This is a genomic window from Solibacillus sp. FSL W8-0474 (assembly GCF_038004065.1).
Classification (GTDB): domain Bacteria; phylum Bacillota; class Bacilli; order Bacillales_A; family Planococcaceae; genus Solibacillus; species Solibacillus faecavium.
On the sequence record NZ_JBBOQJ010000001.1, the window covers coordinates 82,416 to 107,877 of the forward strand.

Annotated in this window: 23 protein-coding genes and 2 tRNA genes; 21 read left to right on the forward strand and 4 right to left on the reverse strand. The window is 38.8% G+C overall.

Annotated elements, in window-relative coordinates:
- Nucleotides 1-23 precede the first annotated feature (23 nt).
- A complete protein-coding gene (mfd, locus tag NYE67_RS00385) occupies nucleotides 24-3,530 on the forward strand; it encodes a transcription-repair coupling factor (protein WP_340726608.1) in 3,507 nt (1,168 codons plus the stop codon).
- Nucleotides 3,531-3,601: 71 nt separating this feature from the next.
- On the opposite strand, the gene NYE67_RS00390 is transcribed toward mfd, so the two are convergent.
- Entirely contained in the window at nucleotides 3,602-3,913 is a 312-nt protein-coding gene (locus tag NYE67_RS00390) for a hypothetical protein (RefSeq protein WP_191701721.1), read from the reverse strand.
- Between the two features lie 255 nt (nucleotides 3,914-4,168).
- Here NYE67_RS00390 and spoVT point away from each other — a divergent pair, with 255 nt between their 5' ends.
- The 8 genes from spoVT (at nucleotide 4,169) to NYE67_RS00425 (ending at nucleotide 10,234) form a co-directional block, all read left to right on the forward strand.
- Nucleotides 4,169-4,705, forward strand: coding sequence for a stage V sporulation protein T (spoVT, locus tag NYE67_RS00395; protein ID WP_191701720.1), 537 nt, complete (start codon nucleotides 4,169-4,171; stop codon nucleotides 4,703-4,705).
- Nucleotides 4,706-4,851: 146 nt separating this feature from the next.
- Nucleotides 4,852-6,459: a putative polysaccharide biosynthesis protein gene (locus NYE67_RS00400; RefSeq protein WP_340726609.1), complete on the forward strand. Its 1,608-nt coding sequence runs from the start codon at nucleotides 4,852-4,854 to the stop codon at nucleotides 6,457-6,459.
- 9 nt (nucleotides 6,460-6,468) lie between these two features.
- On the forward strand, nucleotides 6,469-7,935 hold the full coding sequence (gene mazG, locus NYE67_RS00405; RefSeq protein WP_340726610.1) for a nucleoside triphosphate pyrophosphohydrolase: 1,467 nt from the start codon (nucleotides 6,469-6,471) through the stop codon (nucleotides 7,933-7,935).
- A 4-nt stretch (nucleotides 7,936-7,939) separates the two neighbouring features.
- Nucleotides 7,940-8,230 carry an RNA-binding S4 domain-containing protein gene (locus NYE67_RS00410; RefSeq protein ID WP_191701717.1) on the forward strand — a complete coding sequence of 97 codons (291 nt, stop codon included), beginning with the start codon at nucleotides 7,940-7,942 and terminating at the stop codon, nucleotides 8,228-8,230.
- A gap of 87 nt (nucleotides 8,231-8,317) precedes the next feature.
- Entirely contained in the window at nucleotides 8,318-8,617 is a 300-nt protein-coding gene (gene yabP, locus NYE67_RS00415; RefSeq protein WP_191701716.1) for a sporulation protein YabP, read from the forward strand.
- 2 nt (nucleotides 8,618-8,619) lie between these two features.
- Nucleotides 8,620-9,072, forward strand: coding sequence for a spore cortex biosynthesis protein YabQ (yabQ, locus tag NYE67_RS20755; protein WP_445682991.1), 453 nt, complete (start codon nucleotides 8,620-8,622; stop codon nucleotides 9,070-9,072).
- Between the two features lie 49 nt (nucleotides 9,073-9,121).
- Complete coding sequence (locus tag NYE67_RS00420; protein WP_340726611.1) at nucleotides 9,122-9,547, forward strand: FtsB family cell division protein; 426 nt, start codon at nucleotides 9,122-9,124, stop codon at nucleotides 9,545-9,547.
- A 258-nt stretch (nucleotides 9,548-9,805) separates the two neighbouring features.
- Nucleotides 9,806-10,234: a S1 domain-containing RNA-binding protein gene (locus NYE67_RS00425; protein WP_008408265.1), complete on the forward strand. Its 429-nt coding sequence runs from the start codon at nucleotides 9,806-9,808 to the stop codon at nucleotides 10,232-10,234.
- Between the two features lie 166 nt (nucleotides 10,235-10,400).
- Here NYE67_RS00425 and NYE67_RS00430 read toward each other — a convergent pair whose 3' ends face one another.
- The 3 genes from NYE67_RS00430 to NYE67_RS00440 all read right to left on the reverse strand — a co-directional run bounded on the left by NYE67_RS00430 (nucleotide 10,401) and on the right by NYE67_RS00440 (nucleotide 10,864).
- A complete protein-coding gene (locus NYE67_RS00430) occupies nucleotides 10,401-10,592 on the reverse strand; it encodes a sodium:potassium antiporter (RefSeq protein WP_191701713.1) in 192 nt (63 codons plus the stop codon).
- Nucleotides 10,593-10,709: 117 nt separating this feature from the next.
- A tRNA-Glu gene (locus NYE67_RS00435) sits at nucleotides 10,710-10,781 on the reverse strand.
- Nucleotides 10,782-10,787: 6 nt separating this feature from the next.
- A tRNA-Met gene (locus NYE67_RS00440) sits at nucleotides 10,788-10,864 on the reverse strand.
- A gap of 258 nt (nucleotides 10,865-11,122) precedes the next feature.
- Between NYE67_RS00440 and NYE67_RS00445 the strand changes: the two genes are divergently transcribed.
- The 12 genes from NYE67_RS00445 (at nucleotide 11,123) to folP (ending at nucleotide 25,460) form a co-directional block, all read left to right on the forward strand.
- Complete coding sequence (locus NYE67_RS00445; protein WP_340726613.1) at nucleotides 11,123-13,477, forward strand: SpoIIE family protein phosphatase; 2,355 nt, start codon at nucleotides 11,123-11,125, stop codon at nucleotides 13,475-13,477.
- 20 nt (nucleotides 13,478-13,497) lie between these two features.
- Complete coding sequence (tilS, locus tag NYE67_RS00450; protein WP_340726614.1) at nucleotides 13,498-14,904, forward strand: tRNA lysidine(34) synthetase TilS; 1,407 nt, start codon at nucleotides 13,498-13,500, stop codon at nucleotides 14,902-14,904.
- Nucleotides 14,905-14,936: 32 nt separating this feature from the next.
- The gene (gene hpt, locus NYE67_RS00455; protein WP_191701710.1) at nucleotides 14,937-15,479 is read left to right on the forward strand and encodes a hypoxanthine phosphoribosyltransferase; all 543 of its coding nucleotides are present in this window, start codon (nucleotides 14,937-14,939) and stop codon (nucleotides 15,477-15,479) included.
- Nucleotides 15,480-15,655: 176 nt separating this feature from the next.
- The gene (gene ftsH, locus NYE67_RS00460; protein ID WP_340726615.1) at nucleotides 15,656-17,689 is read left to right on the forward strand and encodes an ATP-dependent zinc metalloprotease FtsH; all 2,034 of its coding nucleotides are present in this window, start codon (nucleotides 15,656-15,658) and stop codon (nucleotides 17,687-17,689) included.
- 156 nt (nucleotides 17,690-17,845) lie between these two features.
- Complete coding sequence (locus NYE67_RS00465; protein WP_340726616.1) at nucleotides 17,846-18,613, forward strand: type III pantothenate kinase; 768 nt, start codon at nucleotides 17,846-17,848, stop codon at nucleotides 18,611-18,613.
- 17 nt (nucleotides 18,614-18,630) lie between these two features.
- Complete coding sequence (gene hslO / locus NYE67_RS00470; RefSeq protein WP_340726617.1) at nucleotides 18,631-19,512, forward strand: Hsp33 family molecular chaperone HslO; 882 nt, start codon at nucleotides 18,631-18,633, stop codon at nucleotides 19,510-19,512.
- Nucleotides 19,496-20,479, forward strand: a complete 984-nt coding sequence (locus NYE67_RS00475; RefSeq protein WP_340726618.1) for a peptidyl-prolyl cis-trans isomerase — start codon at nucleotides 19,496-19,498, stop codon at nucleotides 20,477-20,479. The genes hslO and NYE67_RS00475 overlap by 17 nt, the downstream gene beginning before the upstream one ends.
- Nucleotides 20,480-20,680: 201 nt before the next feature.
- Nucleotides 20,681-21,616, forward strand: a complete 936-nt coding sequence (gene cysK / locus NYE67_RS00480) for a cysteine synthase A (protein ID WP_191705313.1) — start codon at nucleotides 20,681-20,683, stop codon at nucleotides 21,614-21,616.
- Nucleotides 21,617-21,761: 145 nt separating this feature from the next.
- Nucleotides 21,762-23,171, forward strand: coding sequence for an anthranilate synthase component I family protein (locus tag NYE67_RS00485; RefSeq protein ID WP_340728873.1), 1,410 nt, complete (start codon nucleotides 21,762-21,764; stop codon nucleotides 23,169-23,171).
- Entirely contained in the window at nucleotides 23,168-23,737 is a 570-nt protein-coding gene (pabA, locus tag NYE67_RS00490) for an aminodeoxychorismate/anthranilate synthase component II (protein ID WP_340728874.1), read from the forward strand. The genes NYE67_RS00485 and pabA overlap by 4 nt, the downstream gene beginning before the upstream one ends.
- Before the next feature lie 15 nt (nucleotides 23,738-23,752).
- Nucleotides 23,753-24,616 (forward strand): aminodeoxychorismate lyase, encoded by an 864-nt coding sequence (gene pabC / locus NYE67_RS00495; RefSeq protein ID WP_340728875.1) that lies wholly within the window; start codon nucleotides 23,753-23,755, stop codon nucleotides 24,614-24,616.
- Entirely contained in the window at nucleotides 24,600-25,460 is an 861-nt protein-coding gene (gene folP, locus NYE67_RS00500) for a dihydropteroate synthase (protein WP_340728876.1), read from the forward strand. The genes pabC and folP overlap by 17 nt, the downstream gene beginning before the upstream one ends.
- The last annotated feature ends 2 nt before the right edge of the window (nucleotides 25,461-25,462 follow it).

Here is a 25,462-nt window from a genome sequence, read left to right on the forward strand (position 1 = left end):
AAAATAGAGGAAGGGGACTATACGTGGATACGATTCATCAGTTATTAAAAAAAGATAAACAGATTGATAATGTTATAGAGCAAATAGCCAAGAATTTAGCGAATGACTACCTCATAACAGGGTTGACCGGTAGTGCGAGGCCGGCTTTAATTCATACGATTTACCAGGAAACGAACAAATCCATTTATATCGTATCCTCCAATTTGCTGCAGGCACAGAAATTGGTCGATGATTTAAGTGCATTAGTCGGTGAGGAACATGTTCATTATTATCCTGCGGAAGAATTTATCGCAGCGAATATGACAATTTCTTCTCCAGAGCTTCGTGCACAGCGTATTGCGACTTTAGGAAGATTAGTAAATAAAGAGCGCGGTATTTATATCATTCCAGCCGCAGGAATGCGCAGGATGTTAAATGCCCCGCAAGACTGGCTTGGACACGAGCTTTCAACATCTTTAGGTGAGGATGTCGACATTAGTCAGTGGTTAAATAAACTTGTGGAAATGGGCTATACGAGAAGTGAAATGGTAACTACCCCTGGGGAGTTTGCCATGCGCGGAGGGATTTTGGACATCTACCCACCATATGCGCAAAATCCAATTCGAATTGAATTATTTGATACAGAAGTAGATTCAATCCGTACATTTTCGGCTGACAATCAGCGTTCTATTGAGAAATTAAATGATATTAAAATCTTGCCTGCAACGGAATTAATTCTTACAAAAGACGAACGAATCATTCTTGCAGATCGCCTAGAAGTATCTCTGGCAGCAAGCTTAAAGAAGGTTCGTAAGCAAGAAACACAGGAACTACTTATGCAAAATATCACACAGGATATTGAAATGCTTCGTCATGGTCATTTACCGGATCATATTGCAAAATATGGCTCGTTACTATTTGAGAAGCCTCATTTTCTAGGTGATTACTTCATGCAAGATGGCCTCGTTCTTTTTGATGAACTAGGACGAATACAAGAAGTAATGGAAGCATGGGAACGTGAGGAGAGTGGCTGGTTTATTTCGTTAATCGAAGAAGGGAAAATGCTTCATGAAGTAAAGCCTTCCCATTCGATGAAAGAACTACTTGCCATGTTAAATCAGCAAAAGGTGTATTTTGCGTTATTTACACGTACATTTGCAGGTGTCACGCTTAAGAAGACGATTAATTTTTCATGCAAGCCAATGCAACAATTCCATGGACAGATTGCATTATTACAAAATGAGATTGAACGTTGGACCCATGAAAAATTTGTTGTTCTGTTTACGGCTAATTCCGAAAATCGCATAAAAGCTATGCAAAATTTATTGGACGACTATCATATAGCATCAACAATTGGTTACTCAGATGCACCGGGTATTTATTTAGTGAACACAGCATTGTCATCAGGCTTTGAGCTCCCACTACAAAAAATAGCAGTTGTTACAGATGATGAACTGTTTAAACAACAGGCAAAGAAAAAATCACGTCCGCAGCAAATGACAAATGCGGAGAGAATTAAATCCTATACCGAAATTAAACCTGGAGACTATGTTGTCCATGTACATCACGGAATCGGGAAATATATCGGTATTGAAACACTCGTTGTAAATGGGACTCATCAGGATTATTTACATGTTCGCTACCGTGAAGATGATAAATTATATGTGCCTGTTGATCAAATTGAACTCATTCAGCGTTATGTGCCATCAGGTGAAAAGGAGCCTAAGCTTCATAAACTGGGCGGGACTGAATGGAAAAAGACGCGCACTAAAGTTTCGAATGCTGTACAAGATATAGCAGACGACTTAATTAAGCTTTATGCAAAGCGTGAAGCAGAAAAAGGTTTTGCATTTTCACCTGATTCCGATGAACAGCGTGGTTTTGAGGCAGCCTTCCCTTATGAAGAAACAGAAGATCAACTGCGTACAATCGCTGAAGTGAAAAAAGATATGGAACGTGAACGCCCGATGGACCGCCTTGTTTGTGGAGATGTAGGTTATGGGAAAACTGAAGTTGCGATTCGCGCTGCATTTAAAGCAATTTTAGATGGCAAACAGGTAGCCTTTTTAGTGCCAACAACGATTTTGGCACAGCAACATTATGAAACAATATCGAAGCGCTTTGAGGAATATGCAATTAATGTTGGGCTATTAAGTCGATTCCGTACTAAAAAGCAACAAACGGACACATTAAAAGGTTTACGGGAAGGAATCGTTGATATAGTTATAGGTACACATCGTATCTTATCGAAAGATGTAGTGTATCAGGATCTTGGTTTACTTATTGTCGATGAGGAGCAGCGTTTTGGTGTTACTCATAAAGAGAAAATTAAACAGCTACGGACTAATGTCGATGTGTTGACACTTACGGCTACACCGATTCCACGTACACTCCATATGTCCATGGTTGGGGTTCGTGACTTATCCGTAATTGAAACACCGCCGCAAAACCGTTTCCCTGTACAGACCTATGTAATGGAGCATAATGGTGCGCTCATTCGCGAAGCAATTGAGCGTGAAATGGCGCGTGGAGGGCAAGTCTTTTATTTATACAATCGAGTAGAAGATATTACAAGACGTGTAGAGGAGATTCAAATGCTTGTTCCTGATGCGCGGGTTGCTTTTGCACATGGGCAAATGACGGAAGCAAAGCTTGAATCCGTTATTTTAGCGTTTATTGAAGGGGAATTTGATGTTTTAGTAACGACAACAATTATCGAAACAGGCGTTGATATTCCAAACGTAAATACATTAATTGTACATGATGCAGATCGAATGGGTCTTTCTCAGCTATATCAGCTGCGTGGACGTGTTGGTCGATCGAATCGTATTGCCTATGCCTACTTTATGTATGAACACGATAAAGTACTGACAGAGGTAGCAGAGCAGCGTTTACAGGCAGTTAAGGAATTCACGGAACTTGGTTCAGGTTTTAAAATAGCAATGCGTGATTTATCAATTCGTGGGGCAGGAAATTTACTCGGTGCGCAGCAGCATGGGTTCATTGATTCCATCGGTTTTGATCTGTACTCACAAATGCTGGAAGAAGCGGTGGAAGAACGTCGCAGTGGTGTGAAAAAAGAAGAGAAGCAGGAAATTGAAATTATGCTGCACATTGATGCGTATATACCAGACGCATATATTCCGGATGGCTTTCAAAAAATCCAGATGTATAAACGAATTAAAGCAATGGAGCGCATTGAGGATTATTTAGAAATAATTGATGAATTACAGGACCGTTTTGGGGATCTACCAGTAGAAACGGAGCGACTCATGCGCATTGCACGTATGAAGGTATGGGCAATGGAGGCAGGTGTGCTGTCAATTAAAGAAAAGCAGCAAACCGTATCGATTATCCTCTCGGAGGAAGGCACAGCCAATACAAATGGCGCGCAAATTGTAGAGCAATCGATGGAATTTGGTCGAGCAGTAGGCTTCGGAATGGAAGGCGCACAGCTAGTAGTAACAGTAGATTATCATAAATGTGGAAACCACTTGCCATTCGATGTAGTTGAAAAAGTGATAAAAATTATTGCATCAGCAAAAAAATAATCATAAAAAGAGAGGGAATCTTAAAAGTTTTTAACTTTTAACATTTCCTCTCTTTTTTAATGCTAAATGAATTACAGGAAGTTTGGTTGCACACTATAATGAACACCACTCGCATAATTCAGACGTTGAAGTAATTCTTCACGATTTCGATGTTCTTCACGCAACTCCAATAATTGCTTTTCTCTTGTCGTCGAAAATGAAACTAATTCGCGCTGACCATTCTGTTTTTCCAAATAACGTTTAAAAATGCCGTTTTCAAACTTTGTAATAGTTGTAGCACGTTCTTTGGATAAATCAGGATAATAAGCTAAATGTGTTCCTGCATAATATTGCTGTTGACGATATGCATCAGGTGTTGTAGTAGTACGGTCTACTTTTAGCATGTAAAGCACCTCCCAAAAAGTTATCTATCATTTGTAAATATCCCTTTCTTTTTAAAACAAAACCATTTTTAAATTAAAGCGTTGTAATTTCCTATGCCTCTTATTGAAAATCGGGCCATAAAGCCCAGTTATTCAAAGGGACTTAAGGTAATTTTTTGTTTTTTTACTGTTACATTTATGCATAGTTTCAAGTTTTTCATACCATACTAGTTGCATCATGCTGTTAAATGATGTGAAAGTGAGGGAACATAAACGATGAAAGCAACAGGAATAGTTCGCCGCATCGATGATTTAGGTCGTGTTGTTATCCCAAAAGAAATTAGAAGAACTCTTCGTATTCGTGAGGGCGACCCTTTGGAAATTTATACGGATCGTGAAGGTGAAGTCATTTTAAAAAAATACTCACCAATTAATGATCTAGGTGAATTTGCACAACAATATGCGGAATCACTATTTGAAACATTAGGTACGCCAACATTAATAAGTGACCGAGATGAGGTAATTGCCGTTGCGGGCGTTTCCAAAAAGGATTATGTCGCAAGACGGTTAACGGTTTTTGCAGAAGATATTATTAAAAATCGGTCAATTGCTAGTGAAAAGTTAGAAATGTCGATTGAACTTGTAGCAGGACAGTATGAACAAGTGAAATCGTATTGCATCGTTCCTATTATTGCGAATGGAGATCCGATTGGTGCGATCTATTTAATATCAAGAGCACACTTTATCGGTGAAACCGAGCAAAAGACAGCTGAAACGGCAGCAAACTTCCTAGCAAAACAAATGGAAAACTAAAATTACTTAAAAACGTCCATAAAGATGGGCGTTTTTTTATTTGTTTGCCAAACGCTAAAAGTAGTGATTACCTTTAACGTCTAAAAATATGAGTGGTTTTTCATGATATAATTAGTACATTGTATGAAATAGAGGAAGGAAATAGAATGACTTCGCAAAGATTTGGTATGAAAAATTATATGAAGGGTGCTCTTCTCTTAACAGTTGCAGCACTCATAGTAAAAGTATTAAGTGCTGTATACCGTGTTCCTTATCAAAACTTAGTAGGGGATCAAGGATTTTACGTCTATCAGCAAGTGTATCCATTTATCTCATTTTTTGTTGTTTGGACATCTAGTGGATTTGCCGTTGCAATCTCAAAAATGCTTGCGGATATTGAAGGAAATGGGGGTACCTCTGAATATAAAAGATCAGTGTCACGGGTTATCTTTTATTACTTAACAGCGTTATCCCTGCTATTTTTTTGTCTATTGTTTTTTGGAGCGCAACCATTGGCAAATTTAATGGAGGATCCGCAGTTAGCAGGATTACTGAAGGTCGGTTCATTTATTACATTATGCATGCCGCTTCTGGCCATTTTAAAAGGTAACTTTCAAGCTAATAGCCATATGCAGCCGGTAGCCTATGCACAAGTTTTTGAACAGACGATTCGAGTATCGATTATTTTAATTGGTACGATTATTTTAATACAATATACTCAATCGGTTTATTCAGCGGGAAAAATCGCGATGCTCGGAACAGTCATTGGGGAAGTTGCCGGTATTGTGCTCCTCTTATATTTTTTAAAACGGTCATATAAGCCTTTAGGCAAAACCGCTATAAAAATAAAGATTTGGCCAATTTTAAAAGAAGTAACGCTATATAGCATCGCGATCAGCATGAGTGCCCTGTTATTATTATGCTTCCAACTTGTCGACTCCTTTACAATCTTTAAAATGCTCATCCAATCAGGGGTGGCTTCAGAACAAGCTATGGAAATAAAAGGGATATACGATCGAGGACAACCACTTGTTCAACTTGGTATCGTTATTGCTACCTCATTATCGTTAGCCATTGTGCCGCTTGTAGCATTGAAGGCGCACAAGTCGAACGGCCGTGGTGAAAAGCCATTCATTCAGTTGACATATCGAAGTTCATTATTATTCGGAGTGGCATCAGCACTTGGATTAATATTAGTCATGCCATATATCAACCAAATGCTGTTTATGACAGATGCATATTCGGAAGTACTAAAGCTTTATTCGTTTCAAATTGTGCCACTATCAATTATTTTGACATTTACGGCAATCCTTCAAGGATATAGTAAATTAAAATTTCCGGCGATCTGTTTAGGAATGGGCATTATACTGAAGTATTTAGGGAATGCCTATTTCGTTCCGAAACTTGGAATTTTAGGAGCAGCAATGGCAAGCAACATCGGACTGATTTTTACTGCCATTGCCTTAATTGTTTATTTAAAAAAACTGACGTCAATTCGTTTCGCCGGTTTTCAGTTTTATAAAAGGTTGGCACTGGCCTCCATCATTATGGCTATTGTTGTAAATGGTACTATTTTTGGCTTGGATTTCGTGTTTCCAACTATGCTGAGTCGGGTTGATGCACTCATTTATAGTGTGCTGCTCGTGGGGTTGGGTGCTTTTAGTTTTATAACAGCAGTGGCGAAAATGCGTGTATTAACGGAAAAGGATTGGTTTTTAATCCCGCTCGGTAGAAGAATGGCCGCATATCAGCTATTGTTAAATCGAAAGAAGTAGGTGTTTATATTGAATCAATTAACAGTCATCGGTTTAGGTGCGGCCGATTTTGAACAAATGCAAATGGGTGTTTATAAAAAAATTAAATCTGCTAAAAAGTTATATGTTCGCACAGAGGACCATCCTGTTTTACAGGATTTAAAGCGAGAAGGAATTGAATTTACGAGCTTTGATGAAGTGTACGTCAAGCATGGTTCGTTTGGTCCGGTTTATGAGGAAATTGCAGAGCGTTTAATTGAAGCGGCTGCACAGGAAGATATTATGTATGCGGTTCCTGGTCATCCCCTTGTAGCGGAACAGACAGTGCAGCATTTAATTGAAGCTGACCGTGAAGGGCGTATTCAGCTGATTATTGAAGGTGGGCAAAGCTTTTTAGATCCTATCTTTGGAGCTTTAAAGATTGACCCTATTGAAGGGTTTCAGTTATTGGATGGGACGAGCATGTCGCAACATGATATCAATATGCGACAACATATTTTAATTGCGCAAGTATACGATTCATTCAGCGCTTCTGAGGTGAAGTTGACGTTAATGGAGAAATACCGAGATGACTACCCAGTAACGATTGTAACGGCAGCTGGATCATCACAGGAGCAGCTGCGCACAGTTCCACTGTATGAGCTCGATCAGGCGGCTGAAATTAATAACTTAACGACAGTTTATGTACCACCTGTTACCTCCGATGAAGATGCACTGCGCGATTGGACGACATTCCGTCAAATCATTGCGACATTGCGCGGTCCAAATGGCTGCCCTTGGGATCAAAAACAAACACATGAATCTTTAAAAAAATACTTATTGGAAGAAGCACATGAGTTTTTGGCGGCAGTGGATGCAGAAGATGATTTTGCGATGGTAGAAGAGTTGGGAGATGTACTTTTACAAGTATTTTTACATGCACAGATTGGTGAAGATAATGGTTATTTTACATTGGAGGAAGTACTGGCAACGGTCAGTGAAAAAATGATCCGTCGTCATCCTCATGTATTTGGTGATGGCATAGCAGAAGATGCCGAGACGGTTATGGTCAATTGGCAAGAGATAAAAAAACAAGAAAAGGCCGATACAGCACATGAGTCCCTTTTAGAAAATGAATATAGTCCTTATTCATCACTCCAGACATCATACAACTATCAGAAAAAAGCAGCTACAGTCGGATTTGATTGGCCGAATGCCGAATTTGCGTGGGAGAAGTTTACCGAAGAATGGCAAGAATTCCGCGATGAAATTAAACAAGGTTCAGCAATTAGTCGAACAGATGAGTTTGGAGATGTATTGTTCACACTTGTTAATATCGCCCGTTTCTATAAAATTTCACCGGAAGAAGCAATGCTTCATGCAAATGAGAAGTTCGCCCGTCGTTTTCATTTTGTTGAACAAAGTGTGAAAAATAGTGGAAAAGCATTTAATGACTTTACTTTAGAACAATTAGATGCGTTTTGGAATGAAGCCAAACAATTAGAAAAAGGGGAGTAATTTTATGCGTTTAGACAAATTTTTAAAAGTTTCGCGATTAATTAAACGTCGTACATTAGCAAAAGAAGTTGCAGTACAAGGTCGTATTATGATTAATGGTAAAGTAGCCAAGGCAAGCAGCACAGTAAAAGTTGGCGATGAGCTAGCGATACGTTTCGGTCAAAAAATTGTAACCGCACGTGTTGAGGAATTGCGTGAAAATGTAAAAAAAGAAGATGCTTTAAAAATGTTTACTATTGTAAAAGAAGAGCGTCTTGAGCAGGTTGAACCAGAATTTATTGATGATGAAGAATAATGAAGAGAGCATGACCATCTTTTTGAGTCATGCTTTTTTTAATTGTTGCATATAGTGTACAACTATAAGCTCAAAGGGGGACTTGCATTGACTATTCATCAAGAAAGTAGTCGTTATACCATTTCATCTGGGGATCACTTAGTGACGGTACGCAATAGAAAGCGTATGGACATGACTTCTGTAAAAAGTATTGAACGGTTTGATCAGGAAGAATTCTACGTAAATACATCACAAGGCCACTTACTAATACGTGGAGAAGAGCTGCGCATCGTACATTTGGATGTCGATAAAGGATTGCTAACGTTGGAAGGGGAAGTAAAGGCATTCCAATACGATGAAAGCGAGAATGGTTTGTCAAAAAGTTTCCTTCATAAATTGTTTGGATGATGATGAGTGCGCAACTTGTAAGCATCCTCGTCATGTTTATAAGTGGACTAGCTGTAGGTGCCATCATTGACTGTATAAGAATTAATTTAAATCGTATCCCCCTTAAAAATATTAGACGGATCACATGGCTTTTAGAATGGCACGTTTGGTTGATATTAGGGGTTAGTACGTTTTATCTGTTATTTTTAGTAAAAGGAGGGCAATGGAGATTTGTGGACCCACTTGCCCAAATAGCTGGAATTGCAGCTTATGAAGTCGTTTTTCAAAATAGCATACGTTTCCTCGGAAGGGTATTCATCAATATATTTATCAGGCCCATTTTATTTATAGGACATGTAGTTGCCAAAGTCATAGTAAGTATTATAAGGTTATTAAAAACAATAATTATTTTTCTATGTAATCCATTTATCAAATTATTTAGGAAATATTTGTTAAAAAACTTTAAAACGCAGTAGGGAATTTGTATAATTAGAACGAATAGTTATAGTGAGGGAGGCGACGGGAATGGGAAGAAGAAATGTGCAAGAAGAGCTACATAATCAGAATGTACAGCCGTTAAATAACGACTATGTCCGATCAAATCCGCAAGCTCGAGCTCAAATTAAAGCAAAAATAGCTGTTAGACGTCGAAGAAGAATCGCTGTATTTTTCATTCTTGCAACGGTAGCAATTGTTTTATTAGTTAAGGCAAATATGGTTCAACATGAACGTCTCGCTGCGAAAGAGGAAGCAAAAGTTGCTGCTACTGCACTACTAGATGAAGCATTACACAAACAAGAGCTTTTAAACTTGCAAATAGCAAAACTGGAAGACGATGAATATATTGCTAAGTTGGCACGGAAAGAGTTTTTCCTTTCCGATGAAGGCGAAATTATTTTTACTATCCCTAACAAATCCGAAAAAGCTAATGATGAAGAAGATGATGATTAGAAAGCGTTTTAACGGTTGTTGGTTACAATTGTTTAAGAAGGACTGCTACTTTGAAAATTAAATAAAAAAACCAATCATTATGTTCATTTTGTCATAAAATACTTGGTATTATTTGCCTCTAGTTAGAGTGTCTTGTTGACACTCTTTTTATGTTAGCTATAATTAGAGAAGAAGCTATTGAACAAAAGTTTCATTATAATTGATAAATGGCTTTTCAATCGAAGAGTCTCTTAAAATTTAAGGAGGAGCATTTTTTTTATGTCAATTGAAGTAGGCAGCAAAGTACAAGGTAAGGTAACAGGCATCACAAATTTTGGCGCATTCGTTGAGCTTCCAGATGGGAAAACAGGTTTAGTTCACATTAGTGAAGTGGCAGATAACTACGTAAAAGATATTAACGAGCATCTTAAAGTAGGCGATGAAGTCGAAGTTAAAGTGATGAATGTTGAAGCGGATGGAAAGATTGGTCTTTCTATTCGTAAAGCAAAGCCTCAAGCTGAGCGACCAGAGCGTCCACAGCGTCCTCGTCGCGAAAACAACCGTTCTAACGATCGTAATGATCGTCAACCAAAAGAGAACTTTGAACAGAAGATGGCGCGTTTCTTAAAAGATAGCGATGAGCGTTTAACTACACTAAAGCGTGCAACTGAGTCTAAACGCGGTGGCCGTGGAGCTCGCAGAGGATAATTTTGCTGGCTGTTTGAACGTAGAAAAAGTGTCGAATAGATGAAAGATAAGGCAGTGTTAAAAGTCAAATTGACTTTTAACACTGCCTTTCTTTGTATAAATATTCCGGCTCCGCAGTAAACTCAACGCAAAGCTATGCTACCGCGTAAAGCCCTATACGTATAAGCTATTCTCTTTCTGCATTATGTTTTATTAGCAAGCGGATGAGTGTAATAAAACAGAAGATCCCTCCAACAAGACCAACTGCAATCATTATAATTTGTAGAGGGAGAGGCAAGTTGGTTAAAATAACGCCTCCAACAACTAAAAGCATGCTCACACCACAAAGAAAAGCCAAGTATGTAAAGTTTTGTACCAAAGAAAACGCCTCCTCTTACTTCAACATTATAAAGTATAAAGCAAAAAGATTGTTATGAAATCCCAAAATAGAAAAAAGCCGCCTAGGAAATAATGTTTTCCTAAACAGCCCTTAAGATGACCCGTACGGGATTCGAACCCGTGTTACCGCCGTGAAAGGGCGGTGTCTTAACCACTTGACCAACGGGCCTAAAAATGGTGGCGGCAGAGGGAGTCGAACCCACGACCTTTCGGGTATGAACCGAGTGCTCTAGCCAACTGAGCTACACCGCCAAAATTAACAACAGAACTAATAATACAATGCGTTGTAATAAGTGTCAACAACAATTTCCGCTAAATTTTGAGGCCTTTATGGATGGGAAAATGGGTAATAATTATTTTTTTGTATTTTGATTAGAAATTAAGTTAAAAACGTGCATATTCCCTTAAAAAATCCGTCGAACAATTTTTTATAAGCAGTCCTACAAACAGACAAAATTCACTTTTCAAGCATTTGTATAATAGCGATAAAAAGAAAAGGTGATAGTAAAAATGGTGACATTAAACAATCAAAATGAGTTTCAAACATTTAATTTAAGCCTATTATTATATAAAGAAAAATCAAAAATGATAATATCAAGTGCTATAGTCTTTCTAGCCTTTTGTTTTGCTCAGGCTGTTTTTTTTGAAGCAGTTGTTCCATTGTTTCTACCTTTCTGGCTTATTATACGGACCCGGTTTGCTGCTTTTCAAAAGAGTGTATTACTAGGAGGGATAATCGGAACTTGCTTCCTTGGTTTTGGGCAAGTTGCTATTGTTTTAGTACAATTGCTTTTCATGGAATGTCTCGTAAGATTTAAGTTTTTGAAACTATCTCCATATATTTTGCTGGCAAGCAGCATTGTCATCGTACAATTATTGTGGCAAATGATGCTGCATAGTGGTACACCGTCTATCATGGTATTATTCTATATTATTTATGAATGCTTTTTCTCCGTTTCCATGTTATTTTTTATTCGACTTCTGACATTACAGACTAACGAAGCAGGTCATATTGAATGGACAAGGGACAAAATCACGGCAATCATGATCATTTTGGCGGGGGTAATGGTAGGTATGCAAAGCATGACTCTACTTTACTTTTCATTACCGCTTATTTTACTTCACTTTCTAATTTGCCTCGTTGCCTATACTTCGACAGTAGGGGCTACTGTAATCTTTTCGTTATCTCTTGGGTTCTTTATGGGACTCGCCAATTTATCCTTCACGGGTATGATGATTTTGTATGCTTGTACAGGTTTGGTGGCAGCATTAGTACAAAATCAAGGGCGTTATATTGTAGCATTGTTTAGCTTGCTCCCAAGTATCTTTTTCTTTTTCTATGATGCGACATTACCGATAGACAGTGTTTATTTTTTATCGATGTTAACAGGAGCAATTGGATTTTTATTAGTACCGAAAAATGTGCTCTCCTACTGTCAAATGTATTATAAGCAGCAAACGGTCAGTATCGTTCAAGTGAATCGCAATGAAGTAGTGGAAGTCCAGCTCAAGCAATTTCAGCACTTTGTGTCATTCATGAAGGAACTTGTTTTTGAGCGTTTTACACAACCATCAACAAAAAATGAAAAGAAAGTAGAGCCGTTTTTAATTTGCTCTAGCTGTTTTAAATATGAACAATGCTGGGGGAAAAATAGAGAAATGGAAGAGACGATCAATGCTTGGAGATTAGCAAAAAGGAGTCCAAAACCTGTTGCATGGATGCGTGTTGAGGAGCAACTTAAAGGAAAGTGTATAAAGTCTTCTAAGCTGCTAGAAGAGTTGGAGTCGGCTATGCAAAAAGAACATATGGAACGTGAGTATTATCATGGTAAAAAGATGATTGCTTTACAGCTGCGTGACTTAAGCAGTCATTTTGAAAAACTTTTAAGCAGTCACCAGTTAGATGTCGGCTCAACAGAAGTAGACGGTGATATTCAGCAATATTTAAATGAACGTGATATCCATTGTCTGCACATCCAGTGGTTAAAAACAGAAATAGGGGATCGTGAATTTATTTGTTATATTGCAGACCAGCGAGATGCACACGTTGTGATTCAGCAGCTAGAACAGCAATTGTTCGATTTGCTTCATGAACCACTGAAAGGCGAATCGATTTATGAACAACAATCGCCTATTTTTTATAGACAAATAAAGTTTCGCTCGGCAATCCGTTATCAATTGGAGTATGATATATATACGTATTCACATGCGCACCATACGATTTCCGGAGATTCCTACCGGGTATTTCCGATTCACCCGGGATTAATGGCAGTTATGCTATCAGATGGTATGGGAACGAATGTGAGGGCACACGAAGAAAGTGAACGTTTAATTCAAATGATGCAAGATTGTATAACGTATAACATGGATCCTGAAACGGCTATGCATACGATGCATTACGTTATGTCATTAAAAAATGATTCGGATATGTATGCTACGATGGATTTTGCCTTGGTTGATTTACAGTTCGGTCATTTATGGTGCTGGAAAGCAGGCGGCATGACAACTTACGTGTTGAGAGGACCAGATTTATTTAAAATAGAGAGTACAAGTGCACCAATTGGCTTTTTACCGAATTTCGCGATCGACACTGAAATGACCCCATTATTATCAGAGGATGTTATTTTAATGATTTCGGATGGATTGTTTTCACCATCCGCACAATGGGATGCTCAAGAACAATTATTTATCCGTTTGATTCGTCAAGGAATCGAAAAAGGAGCCTCTATCCAAGTTGTACTATATGATGTAATGACTCAATTCAAACAAATGTACCCAATTGCGGACGACTGTACGGTTATGCTGTTCCGTCTGCAACATGTAACAAAGCCATGGCAAGTATTTCGACCAACAATCAAACATTGAACGGGTTATGAGGTGAAAAAATGCACAGTTTAGAACATCGTGTTTTAGCTTTTATAAAAGAGCATCAGCTTATAGAAGATGGTGAAAAACTATTAATTGCTTGTTCAGGAGGCGTTGATTCGATGGCGCTTCTTTCTTTTTTTCACCATTTTCAAAGCTACTTTCAAATCGAGCTCGCCGTAGCCCATGTCGATCATATGTTACGCGGCGAGCAATCGGCTGAGGATTGCAAATTTGTGGAACAGACGTGTAAAACTTGGGGAATCCCTTTTTACAGCTGTGCTATTCCTATTGCAGAAATTCAGCAAAGAGACGGAGGTAATATGCAGGTAATTTGCCGTCAAGAGCGCTATCGTTATTTTGAAGAGGTCATGGATGCACACAAATGCACAAAACTAGTAACGGCCCATCATGCAGACGATCAATTGGAATCCATGTTAATGGCCCTGACGAAAGCGAGTTCATTAAATGGATTAAAAGGAATTTTACCGCTTCGAAAATTTTATGATTATACGGTAATTCGTCCGTTTTTAATGGTTACAAAACATGAAATTGGGGAATATTTACATAGTAAAAGCATTTTATACCGTGAAGATCCAAGCAACGCAAAGAATGATTATACCCGCAATCGATTTCGTCATCATGTCGTGCCAATTTTAAAAGAAGAAAATCCCCTCGTGTCCCAACATGCCGTACAAATCGCACAACAACTTACAGAAGATGATTCGTATTTAATGGACCTTGCAAAAGTGCGTTTTTCTGAGCTTTTTAATAAATTTGACAAAAATTATTACAAAGTGAATGTTTCCGCATTTCAAAAAGAACCACTTGCTTTACAAAGAAGGCTCGTTTTAATACTATTAAGTTATCTTTATAACGATTCAAAAACGTTTCAAAGCTATGTACTTTGTACGACGGTTTTGGCGTTGTTTTCAACGTCTGAAGGAAGTCGTACACTTGATTTACCAGAGAATTTTATTGCCCGGCGACAATACGATGAAGTTGTATTTGAAACTAAAAAGAAGAGCTTTTTGATGGAAAAACAACAAATCGTTTTGAATGAGTGGTACATGCTTGGGACGATGCGCATTTATATCGGAGAACTTGCGTTATGTGATGATACTCTATTACAACAATATCATCCACATTTTTTCGAAGCGTCATCTGTATCATTTCCATTATTCATAAGGTCTCCAAAACAAGGGGATCGTATTGCGCTACATGGCATGCAGCACCAGAAAAAAGTATCTCGCATTTTTATTGATGACAAGATTCCTTTCTTAAAAAGAGCTAGTTGGCCGTTGTTAGTAGATGCTAATGATGAGTTGCTCTCCATATTAGCTGTGCGCGTAAACAATAAATTTTCTAATGTAAAATCGACAGTGCATTCAATGGTGCTTCTTGTCGACAGCAATGAACGTCTTTAGAAAGTTTAATTAATTAAAGGAGGAATCTACTCATGATTCAAAATGATATTGAAAAAATTATGATTACAGAAGAACAAATTCAAGAGCGTATTAAAGAACTTGGTGCAGAACTGACAGAGGAATATAAAGAACTTTTCCCATTGGCAGTTGGTGTATTAAAAGGTGCTATGCCTTTTATGACAGATTTAATGAAGCGTTTTGATTCGTATGTTGAGTTGGATTTTATGGACGTTACTTCATACGGTAATGCAACAGTTTCATCAGGGGAAGTAAAAATTGTCAAAGACTTAAATACGAGTGTAGAAGGTCGCGATGTCATTATTATTGAAGACATCATCGACAGCGGATTAACTTTGAGCTATTTAGTCGATTTATTTAAGTACCGTAAAGCAAAATCAATAAAAATTGTTACATTGCTAGATAAGCCATCTGGACGCAAAGTAAATTTAGAAGCAGATGTTGTTGGCTTCGAAGTTCCAGACGGATTTGTAGTTGGTTACGGTTTAGATTATGCGGAAAAATATCGTAACTTACCATATATCGGAATTTTAAAACGTGAAGTTTATTCATTTTAATGGGTATTAAAGTCGATACAAATGCTGTTTTTTATTGGCATAATCGATAAAAAGAGCGGGTTTTGTCATAATTCGTTTGAACATTTAAAATTAGAGTGCTTTTCGTTGTATGAAAATTTCAACGTATGTTAAGATTTTACTTATAGTTTTTCTGTAACGTTGTGAGGAGGCTGGGGATGAATCGAATATTTCGATACACCATATTTTATTTACTAATTTTTCTCGTAATTATCGGGATTTTTGGAACATTTAATGGTGGAAAACAGACAACTGAAAATCTTGATTATCACGCATTTTTTGAGGCTTTAGAAAGTAATGAGGTTGCCTCTATTACAATACAGCCTGAGCGAGGCGTGTACAAAATCGTAGGTCAAATGAACGGTGCTGAAGAAGGCGAGACTTTCACAGTAAACGTTTTACAAAATGACCAAACTTCTGTAGACCGTATTATGCAGATGCAAGATCAAGTTGCAAACGGTGAATATCCAGGAGTGGAAATTTTAGAACAACCGCAAACAAGCGGGTTCGTAACATTCCTTACGAGCATTATTCCATTTGTTATCATTATCATTTTATTCTTCTTCTTATTAAGCCAATCTCAAGGTGGCGGTAATAAGGTGATGAACTTTGGTAAATCTAAAGCTAAGCTTTATGATGACCAAAAGAAAAAAGTTCGCTTCAACGACGTAGCAGGTGCCGATGAAGAGAAACAAGAGCTTGTCGAAGTAGTCGACTTCCTAAAAGATCACCGTAAATTTACTGATATCGGTGCACGTATTCCTAAAGGGATTCTACTTGTAGGTCCTCCAGGTACGGGTAAAACATTACTTGCACGTGCGGTAGCAGGTGAAGCTGGTGTACCATTCTTCTCGATTTCAGGTTCTGACTTCGTAGAAATGTTCGTCGGTGTCGGTGCATCTCGTGTTCGTGACTTGTTCGAAAACGCGAAGAAAAATGCACCATGTATCATTTTCATTGATGAGATTGATGCAGTAGGTCGTCAACGTGGTGCGGGTCTTGGTGGCGGTCACGATGAGCGTGAACAAACATTAAACCAATTATTAGTTGAAATGGATGGTTTCGGTGCAAACGAAGGGATTATCATTATCGCTGCGACAAACCGCCCAGACATCCTAGATAAAGCATTATTACGTCCTGGTCGTTTTGACCGTCAAATTACGGTTGGTCACCCAGACGTAAAAGGCCGTGAAGCAATTCTAAAAGTACATGCACGCAATAAGCCATTAGCGGATACAGTTGATTTAGCGGCCGTTGCACAGCGTACACCAGGATTCTCAGGTGCTGATTTAGAAAACTTATTAAACGAAGGTGCCCTTGTTGCAGCTCGTAAAAACAGAAAAACAATCACGATGGCTGATATTGATGAAGCATCGGACCGCGTTATCGCTGGTCCGGCAAAAGCAAGCCGCGTTTATTCTCCAAAAGAGAAAAAGCTTGTTGCCTTCCATGAAGCGGGTCACGTTGTTGTTGGGTTAGAATTAGATGAAGCAGATACTGTTCATAAAGTAACAATTGTTCCACGCGGTCAAGCGGGTGGTTATGCAATTATGTTACCGAAAGAAGAGCGCTTCTTTACGACAAAGCAAGAGTTACTTGACCGTATTGCTGGTCTTTTAGGTGGACGTGTTGCGGAAGAAATCGTACTTGGTGAAGTATCAACAGGTGCACATAATGACTTCCAAAAAGTAACGAGCATTGCACGTGCGATGGTAACAGAGTATGGGATGAGCAATAGTTTAGGTGCTGTTCAGTATGGCTCAAACCAAGGTGGTAATCCGTTCTTAGGACGTGATTTCGGCTCAGACCAAAACTACTCAGATACAGTAGCATATGAAATTGATAAAGAAGTTCAACGTATTGTCGATGAGCAATATGCTCGTACAAAACGTATTTTAACAGAGCGTCGTGACTTGCTTGATTTAATTGCAAATACGTTAATTAAAATTGAAACGTTAAATGCACAGCAAATCGAACATTTACGTGACCATGGTGTACTGCCTCCTGAAGAAGAGGTAGTAGAATCAGAGCCTCAAACAGAAAAAGAAGTAACGCCAACAATTGAAACGGCAGGCAATGCTTCAATTAATGAAGAGGTACAAGGTGATAAAACGCCTCCAACTGTAGAAGATTTACCGAAAGATGTGTCGGATGATCGCCCACAAGGCATTGATGAAGACCGTCCAAAGTAATATAAGCAAACTGACTATTTCCTAGGAAAAGGAGATAGTCAGTTTTTTCTTCCGGTTTTTTATGATTAAACTAATAAAGGAAAAAACGGAATACTGTATAGTGAATGACCAAATATGGTATGATTTTTTTCAGAACATGAAAAGTAGGTGTCGCTTTTGATTTTAGTGATGAATGCAGGAAACTCCAATATTACTTTAGGTATTTATCATCATGATAAACTCATACATCATTGGCGGACAGAAACAAATATACGGAAGACAGAAGATGAATATGCGATGCAATTTAAGGCGTTTTTTGCTCATGAAGGCATTTCATTTGAACAAATAAAGGGGATTATTATATCCTCAGTTGTGCCGCCTATAATGTTTGCACTTGAATTAATGTGCAAAAAATATTTCCATACCCAGCCTTTAATTGTTGGACCAGGTGTAAAAACCGGCTTGAATATAAAGTATGAAAATCCACGTGAAGTGGGGGCTGACCGTATTGTTAATGCTGTTGCGGCCTTAGAGCAATATGGTGGCAGACCTTTAATTATTATCGATTTTGGAACAGCTATCACGTACTGCTTTATAAATGAGCGTGGGGATTATTTAGGAGGCGCCATTGCACCCGGAATTGCGATTTCTGTAGAAGCGTTAAATGTACGGGCAGCAAAATTACCCCGCTTTGAAATTGCCCGAGCATCGCAGGTTGTGGGGAAGAATACGATTGCCGCAATGCAAGCAGGTGTATTTTACGGTTTTATCGGACAAGTGGAGGGCATTGTAAGTCGTATGAAGGATCAAAGTAAAGAGGAGCCAATGGTTATTGCCACAGGTGGACTAGCAAAACTAATTGCCGATGAAACACAAATGATTGATATTGTCGATTCATTCCTTACCTTAAAGGGATTAGCGATTATTTATAAAAGAAATCAGTAGAAAAGAGGAATTTCAATATGAAAGACTACTTAGTAAGAGCAATTGCTTTTGACGGACAGGTTCGTGCATTTGCAACTAATACAACAGAGACTGTAGGAGAAGCACAACGTCGTCATAATACATGGCCAATCGTATCTGCTGCTTTAGGTCGTTCGATGACAGCATCAGTAATGATGGGGGCGATGTTAAAAGGTGATGATAAAGTTACGATAAAAATCGAAGGTAACGGTCCAATTGGTCCAATGGTAATTGATGCAGATGCAAAAGGAGATGTGCGAGGGTTTGTTACGAATCCGCATGTTCATTTTGAATTAAATGAACATGGGAAACTAGATGTTCGTGCAGGTGTCGGTACAGAAGGTGCACTAACAGTCGTAAAAGATTTAGGTTTACGTGATATGTTCTCAGGTCAAACACCAATTGTTTCCGGCGAAATCGCTGAAGACTTCACATACTATTTCGCTTCATCTGAACAGGTACCTTCATCAGTAGGTTTAGGCGTATTAGTAAATCCGGATAATACAATTTTAGCTGCAGGTGGCTTTATCATTCAATTAATGCCAGGCTGTAATGAGGAAACAATCGAAGAGATTGAACGACGTTTGTCATCCATTGAGCCTGTTTCAAAAATGATTGAAAAAGGCTATTCACCTGAGCAGATTTTAGATGCGGTATTAGGTGAGGGGAATGTTCAAATTCTTACATCAATGCCTGTGCAGTTTCAATGTCAATGTTCAAAAGAGCGTTTTGGTGCGGCAATTATCAGTCTAGGTGTCGGTGAGATTCAAGAAATGATTGACGAAGATGGTGGAGCAGAAGCGCAATGTCATTTCTGTTTAGAGAAATATCAATTCGACAAAAATGAACTTGAAGGCTTTGTGAATGAAATCCAATCGTAATCGTAATTTACACCAAACACCACAAAACACACCAAATAATTTACCGTACACACAACGACGCTTAAAAACAAAACCAACGTTACTTTTATTGCTTATTTTGTTAATCGGAAATTTATTTTGGCTAGTATTATGGCTACTCCCTTCAGATGATGCGACATCTCCAGCATCTCAAGACGGCAGCGAGGAAATTGCTGCCGTTGACGGAGAGCCTATTACAAGCCAACAATGGTTATCCGCGATGGAAAATCGTTATGGAAAAGAAACTTTACAAGGTTTAGTGAATGAAGCGGTGATGGAGAAGGCCGCTAAAAAATATAAAATCGATGTCAAAGACGAAGAAATCGATTTAGAAATCGCTTTATTGCGTTCGGCACAAGATTCAAATGATACAACTCTACATAGCCTCTCCCCAGAGCAACTCCGTCAAAAAGTGCGTGCTCAGCTCATCTTAGATAAAGTATTAACAAATGATGTTGTTGTAGAAGAGGAAGAGGCAAAAAAATATTACGACGATAACAAGTCACTCTATAATATTCCGACGACCTATCGAACTAGTATGATTATCGTGAACTCTAAGGAAGATGCGGAGCGAGTGGAAAAAGAGCTGAAAAGTGGCTCTGATTTTACGGTTTTAGCACGTGAGCATTCAGTGGATGCAGCCTCGGCGAGTTTAGGCGGCGATATTGGTTTTATTACATCCAGTCAATCGACACTCGACCCAGCCGTTTTACAAGAAGTGGAGAAACTTAAGGAAAAAGAGACTTCTAAGCCTTTTGTGTTAAGTGATGGCCGATATGCGATTGCTACGGTTACAGAAAAGATGGAAGGGCAGTCCTTTAGCTTTGATCAGGTGACAGGGCATGTGAAGCGTCAGCTGGCATTGGAACAACTACCACCTTCGATTACACCGGAAACCTTCTGGAAAGAGTTTAATGCTACTTGGATTTATGGAGAATCGAAAAAATAAAATAAAACATAATAAATGGTTGTATTAGTATGCGCTGCTTCTAATACAGCCATTTTTAAACTAAACGAAAAATTCAGTAAAATAGTCAGAAATTTTCCAAAAATTACGATCCAAGCAATTGACAAGTAGTATAAAAAATTGATAAGATACGATTAAGTAAAACCTATTGACTTTGTAGGGATTGAGAGAGGGATGGATTAGATGAGTAAATTAGCAAATTCGGTGGCAGATTTAGTAGGACGTACACCAATCGTAAAGTTAAATAATGCTACAGGTGAAAATGACGGAACGGTATACGTAAAATTAGAATACTTTAACCCGGGATCTTCAGTAAAAGACCGTTTAGCTTTAGCGATGATTGAAGCGGCTGAAAAGGATGGCTCTTTAAAGCCAGGCGGTACAATTATTGAACCAACTTCAGGTAATACAGGTATTGGTTTAGCAATGATTGCAGCAGCAAAAGGTTATAAGTCAATTTTAGTAATGCCAGAGACAATGTCTTTAGAGCGTCGTAACCTATTACGTGCATATGGAGCTGATCTAGTATTAACACCTGGTCCAGAAGGAATGAAAGGTGCAATTGCAAAGGCGGAGGAGTTATCAAAATCAGAAGGCTACTTCTTACCACAACAATTTAAAAACGAAGCTAACGCAGAAATTCACCGTTTAACAACAGGTCCTGAAATTGCAGAAGCATTTGAGCAAGATGGCTTAAAGCTGGATGCCTTTGTCGCTGGTGTAGGTACTGGTGGTACAATTACGGGTGCAGGCGAAGTATTGAAAAATAAATTCCCAGATATCGAAATTATTGCTGTTGAGCCTAAAGATTCACCAGTTCTTTCAGGTGGTAACCCTGGACCACATAAAATTCAAGGTATTGGTGCAGGTTTCGTTCCGGACGTATTAAATACAGAAATATATGATTCAGTATTCCCGGTAGAAAATGAAATTGCATTTGAAAATGCACGTAAAGTAGCGCGTGAAGAAGGTATTTTAGCAGGTATTTCTTCAGGTGCAGCTATTTATGCAGCGATAGAAACAGCAAAACGTTTAGGTAAAGGCAAAAACGTATTAGCAATCATCCCATCAAATGGTGAGCGCTATTTATCAACACCTTTATATCAATTTGAAGACTAATTAAAACCAATAAGTCATTCTCTAAAGCTATTTTATGGGCTAACACTCGTAAAATAGCTTTTTCTTAGTTTACTCTAAGATAAAATTGGATTTTTAGAGTGTTTTCGAGTTTAATTAAGGAAAAGAATAAAGCGGGTGTAAATAGATGCAACAACTAGAATATCATACATTTCAAATGACTAAAGATGAATTTTTCTATAGTTTTCAAGAGCAGTCAATGGCTGAAAAGCAACGTGTATTTTTAGAAAGTGGACGTGGAGGGCATTATTCGATTGCAGCATGGCATCCAATTGCTAGTGCCAAATCTGTAGAACAAGGACTTGAACTGACTTGGGCAAATGGAAATATTGAGTTGAAGACAGGGGAAGCACTAGCCGAATTAGAACAAGTAATTTCTGAATACAAGCTTGAAGTGAATTCGCAATTGCCAGATTTCCAAGGTGGCGCAATCGGGTTTATTTCCTATGACTACGCTCGTACCATTGAAGTGCTTCCACTTGAGGCAGAAGATGATCTACAAATACCAGACATTTATTTTTATTTATTTGATCATTGGGCTGTACATAACGTAAAAACTAATGAAGTGACACTTATGAAGTTTCCTACATGTGAAATAGATCTACAGGCATGGCAGACAAATTGGCAGGAAAAAGCCGTAGTTGGGCTAGAGAAACGCCATTTCAATCAGGAAACAGCGAAAAACATCCAGCAAGATGAAACGGAATTACAAGTATCATTTAAGGGAGCCGCTTTTGAAGCGGCCGTACGTAAAATTCAACATTATATTAGTCAGGGTGATGTATTCCAAGTGAATTTGTCTGTACGTCAGGCAAAAAAACTTTCTGCTGCACCGATCACAATGTATGAGGCGGTTCGTTCATTTAACCCTTCTCCCTATATGGCGTATATTGAAAGTGAGCATTTTACGATTGTAAGCGGTTCGCCTGAATTGCTTGTGAAGCGTAAAGGCAATGAATTATCAACAAGACCTATTGCAGGGACGCGTCCGCGTGGAGAATCAGAAGAACAGGATTTGGCGTTGGCTAACGAATTGATTCAACATGAAAAAGAACGTGCCGAACATGTGATGCTTGTCGATTTAGAACGTAATGATCTAGGACGGGTAAGCAAGTATGGAACGGTGGAAGTTAATGAATTTATGGTTATTGAGCATTACTCCCATGTAATGCATATTGTGTCGAATGTACGTGGAGAAATTGCTGAGGGGAAAACGAATGCAGATGTCATTCGCGCAATGTTCCCTGGTGGTACGATAACGGGTGCACCTAAAATTCGAACGATGGAAATTATTGAAGAGCTTGAGCCTGTTCGCCGCGGCCTTTATACTGGATCAATTGGCTGGATTGGCTATACAGGTGATTTAGAATTAAATATTGTGATTCGTACAGCCTATATACAAGATGGAATTGTGTACATACAAGCAGGGGCGGGAATTGTCATCGATTCGATTCCAGAAAACGAATTTATCGAATCGATGAATAAAGCAAAAGCGATGTGGCAAGCAAAGGCAATGGCAGAAGAGGTGAGCAAATGATTTTAATGATTGATAACTATGATTCATTTACGTATAACTTAGTGCAATATTTTGGGGAGTTCGGGCATGAGTTAGTAGTAAAGCGTAATGATGACATAACGATAGAGGAAATTGAAGAGCTTCAGCCGATAATGGTAGTTATATCACCAGGGCCATGTACACCAAATGAAGCTGGTCAAAGCCTTCGTATTATTGAACATTTTGTTGGAAAGCTTCCGATTTTAGGAGTGTGCTTAGGCCATCAAGCAATTGCCCAGGTTTTTGGTGGAGATGTCGTTCGGGCAGAGCGACTGATGCACGGGAAAACATCTCCTGTACTTCATAAAGGCATTGGTCTACATAGGAAAAACGCCAATCCATTTGCTGCGACACGCTATCATTCATTGATTGTGGAACCGACAACTTTACCGGATTGTTTAGAAGTGACAGCTTGGACAGAAGAAGGCGAAATAATGGGGCTGCGTCATAAAAAGTATCCAATTGAAGGGGTTCAATATCATCCGGAATCCATTATGACTGAAGATGGTAAACAACTTTTACGTACATTTATCGAAACATATTGTTAGAAGGAGTGGGGATCAATGCTTTGTTGGATGAATGGACAGTATATCGATGAACATGAGTTGAAAATCTCCCCTTTTGATCATGGGTTTTTGTATGGGCTTGGATTTTTCGAGACGTTTCGTACATATGAGGGAAAAGCTGTGTACTTACAAGAACATTTCAGTCGCTTAATAGAAGCATTGAAAGAATACCGTATTCATTTTCCATATACTATTCAAGATATAGAGGAAGTAATCGAAAACCTTAATGCTCAGGACGGTAACGAAGGGTATTTTCGCTTAAATGTATCAGCAGGTGTACATCCAATTGGTCTTGCTCCGTCCGAATATACGGAGCCGACAATCATTCTGTTTCGCAAAGAGCTGCCTAAAATGATGCGCGGGACTGAAAAAGAGGCAGTTTGGCTGACAACTGCGCGTAATTCTCCCGAACAACAAACACGCTATAAAAGTCACCATTATGGTAATAATGTCCGTGCACGTCTGGAATTAGCTAGTCTAGCCAACCAAGAAGGCTTTTTTACCGATAAAAACGGGGTAGTAGCAGAGGGCATTACATCGAATATATTCTGGATTAAAGATGATATACTGTATACGCCTTCCACAAGGTTGGGTATTTTGCCAGGCATCACACGAGCAATTGTTATCCGTCTTGCTAAAGAGCTTGCGATTCCGGTTAGGGAAGGCAGTTTTATGGCATGGGAATTAGAGCAGGCGGACGAATGTTTTGTTACGACAGCGGTGCAGGAGCTTGTACCGATTTCACATATTGGAAAGATTCGTTTTGCTGGAAGTGAAGGCAGGCTTTATAAAAAGCTTCATACGGCTTATTTACAAAAAATTGTTATGCACTTAGGAGAAAGTCATGTTAGAAAATTATAAAACACTTACACTAAATGGAATTGAATTGGATTTTACGAAAGAAACATTCGTTATGGGAATATTAAATGTGACACCAGACTCTTTTTCGGATGGCGGGAAGTTTAATTCGGTTGAAAAAGCAGTTGCGCAAGCGAAAAAGATGGTAGCAGATGGTGCGAAAATTATTGATGTTGGTGGAGAATCCACACGTCCCGGCTATACACGGATATCCGATGAAGAAGAAATTGCGCGTGTTGTCCCAGTAATCCAGGCGCTGTTAAAAGAAGTACAAGCGATCATTTCGATTGATACGTATAAATCGAACGTTGCACGTGCAGCAATTGAAGCAGGCGCCCATATCATTAATGATATTTGGGGAGCAAAAGCAGAACCGGAAATGGCGAAAGTGGCGGCAGAGCTAAATGTACCGATTATTTTAATGCATAATAGAGAAAATAATCAGTATAATAACTTTTTCAATGATTATATGGCAGATATGCATGAAAGTATTGAAATTGCCAAAGAAGCCGGTGTTCGCGATGAACATATTTTTCTTGATCCAGGTATAGGGTTTGTGAAAAGCTTAAGTGAAAGTATCGAGACAATGCAGCGTTTAGATGAGCTTGTTGCATTGGGTTATCCCGTGTTACTGGCGACTTCCCGAAAGCGTATGATCGGTTCGGTATTGGATTTACCTGTTGATGAACGTGTAGAAGGAACAGCTGCAACTTGTGCATTCGGTGTACAGAAGGGTTGTCATATTATGCGGGTACATGATGTAAAAGAAGTGGCGCGGACTGTGAAAATGATGGATGCGCTTGTTGGAAAGTTTGAAGTACAAGGTGAATTAGCACCGAGACATTAAGG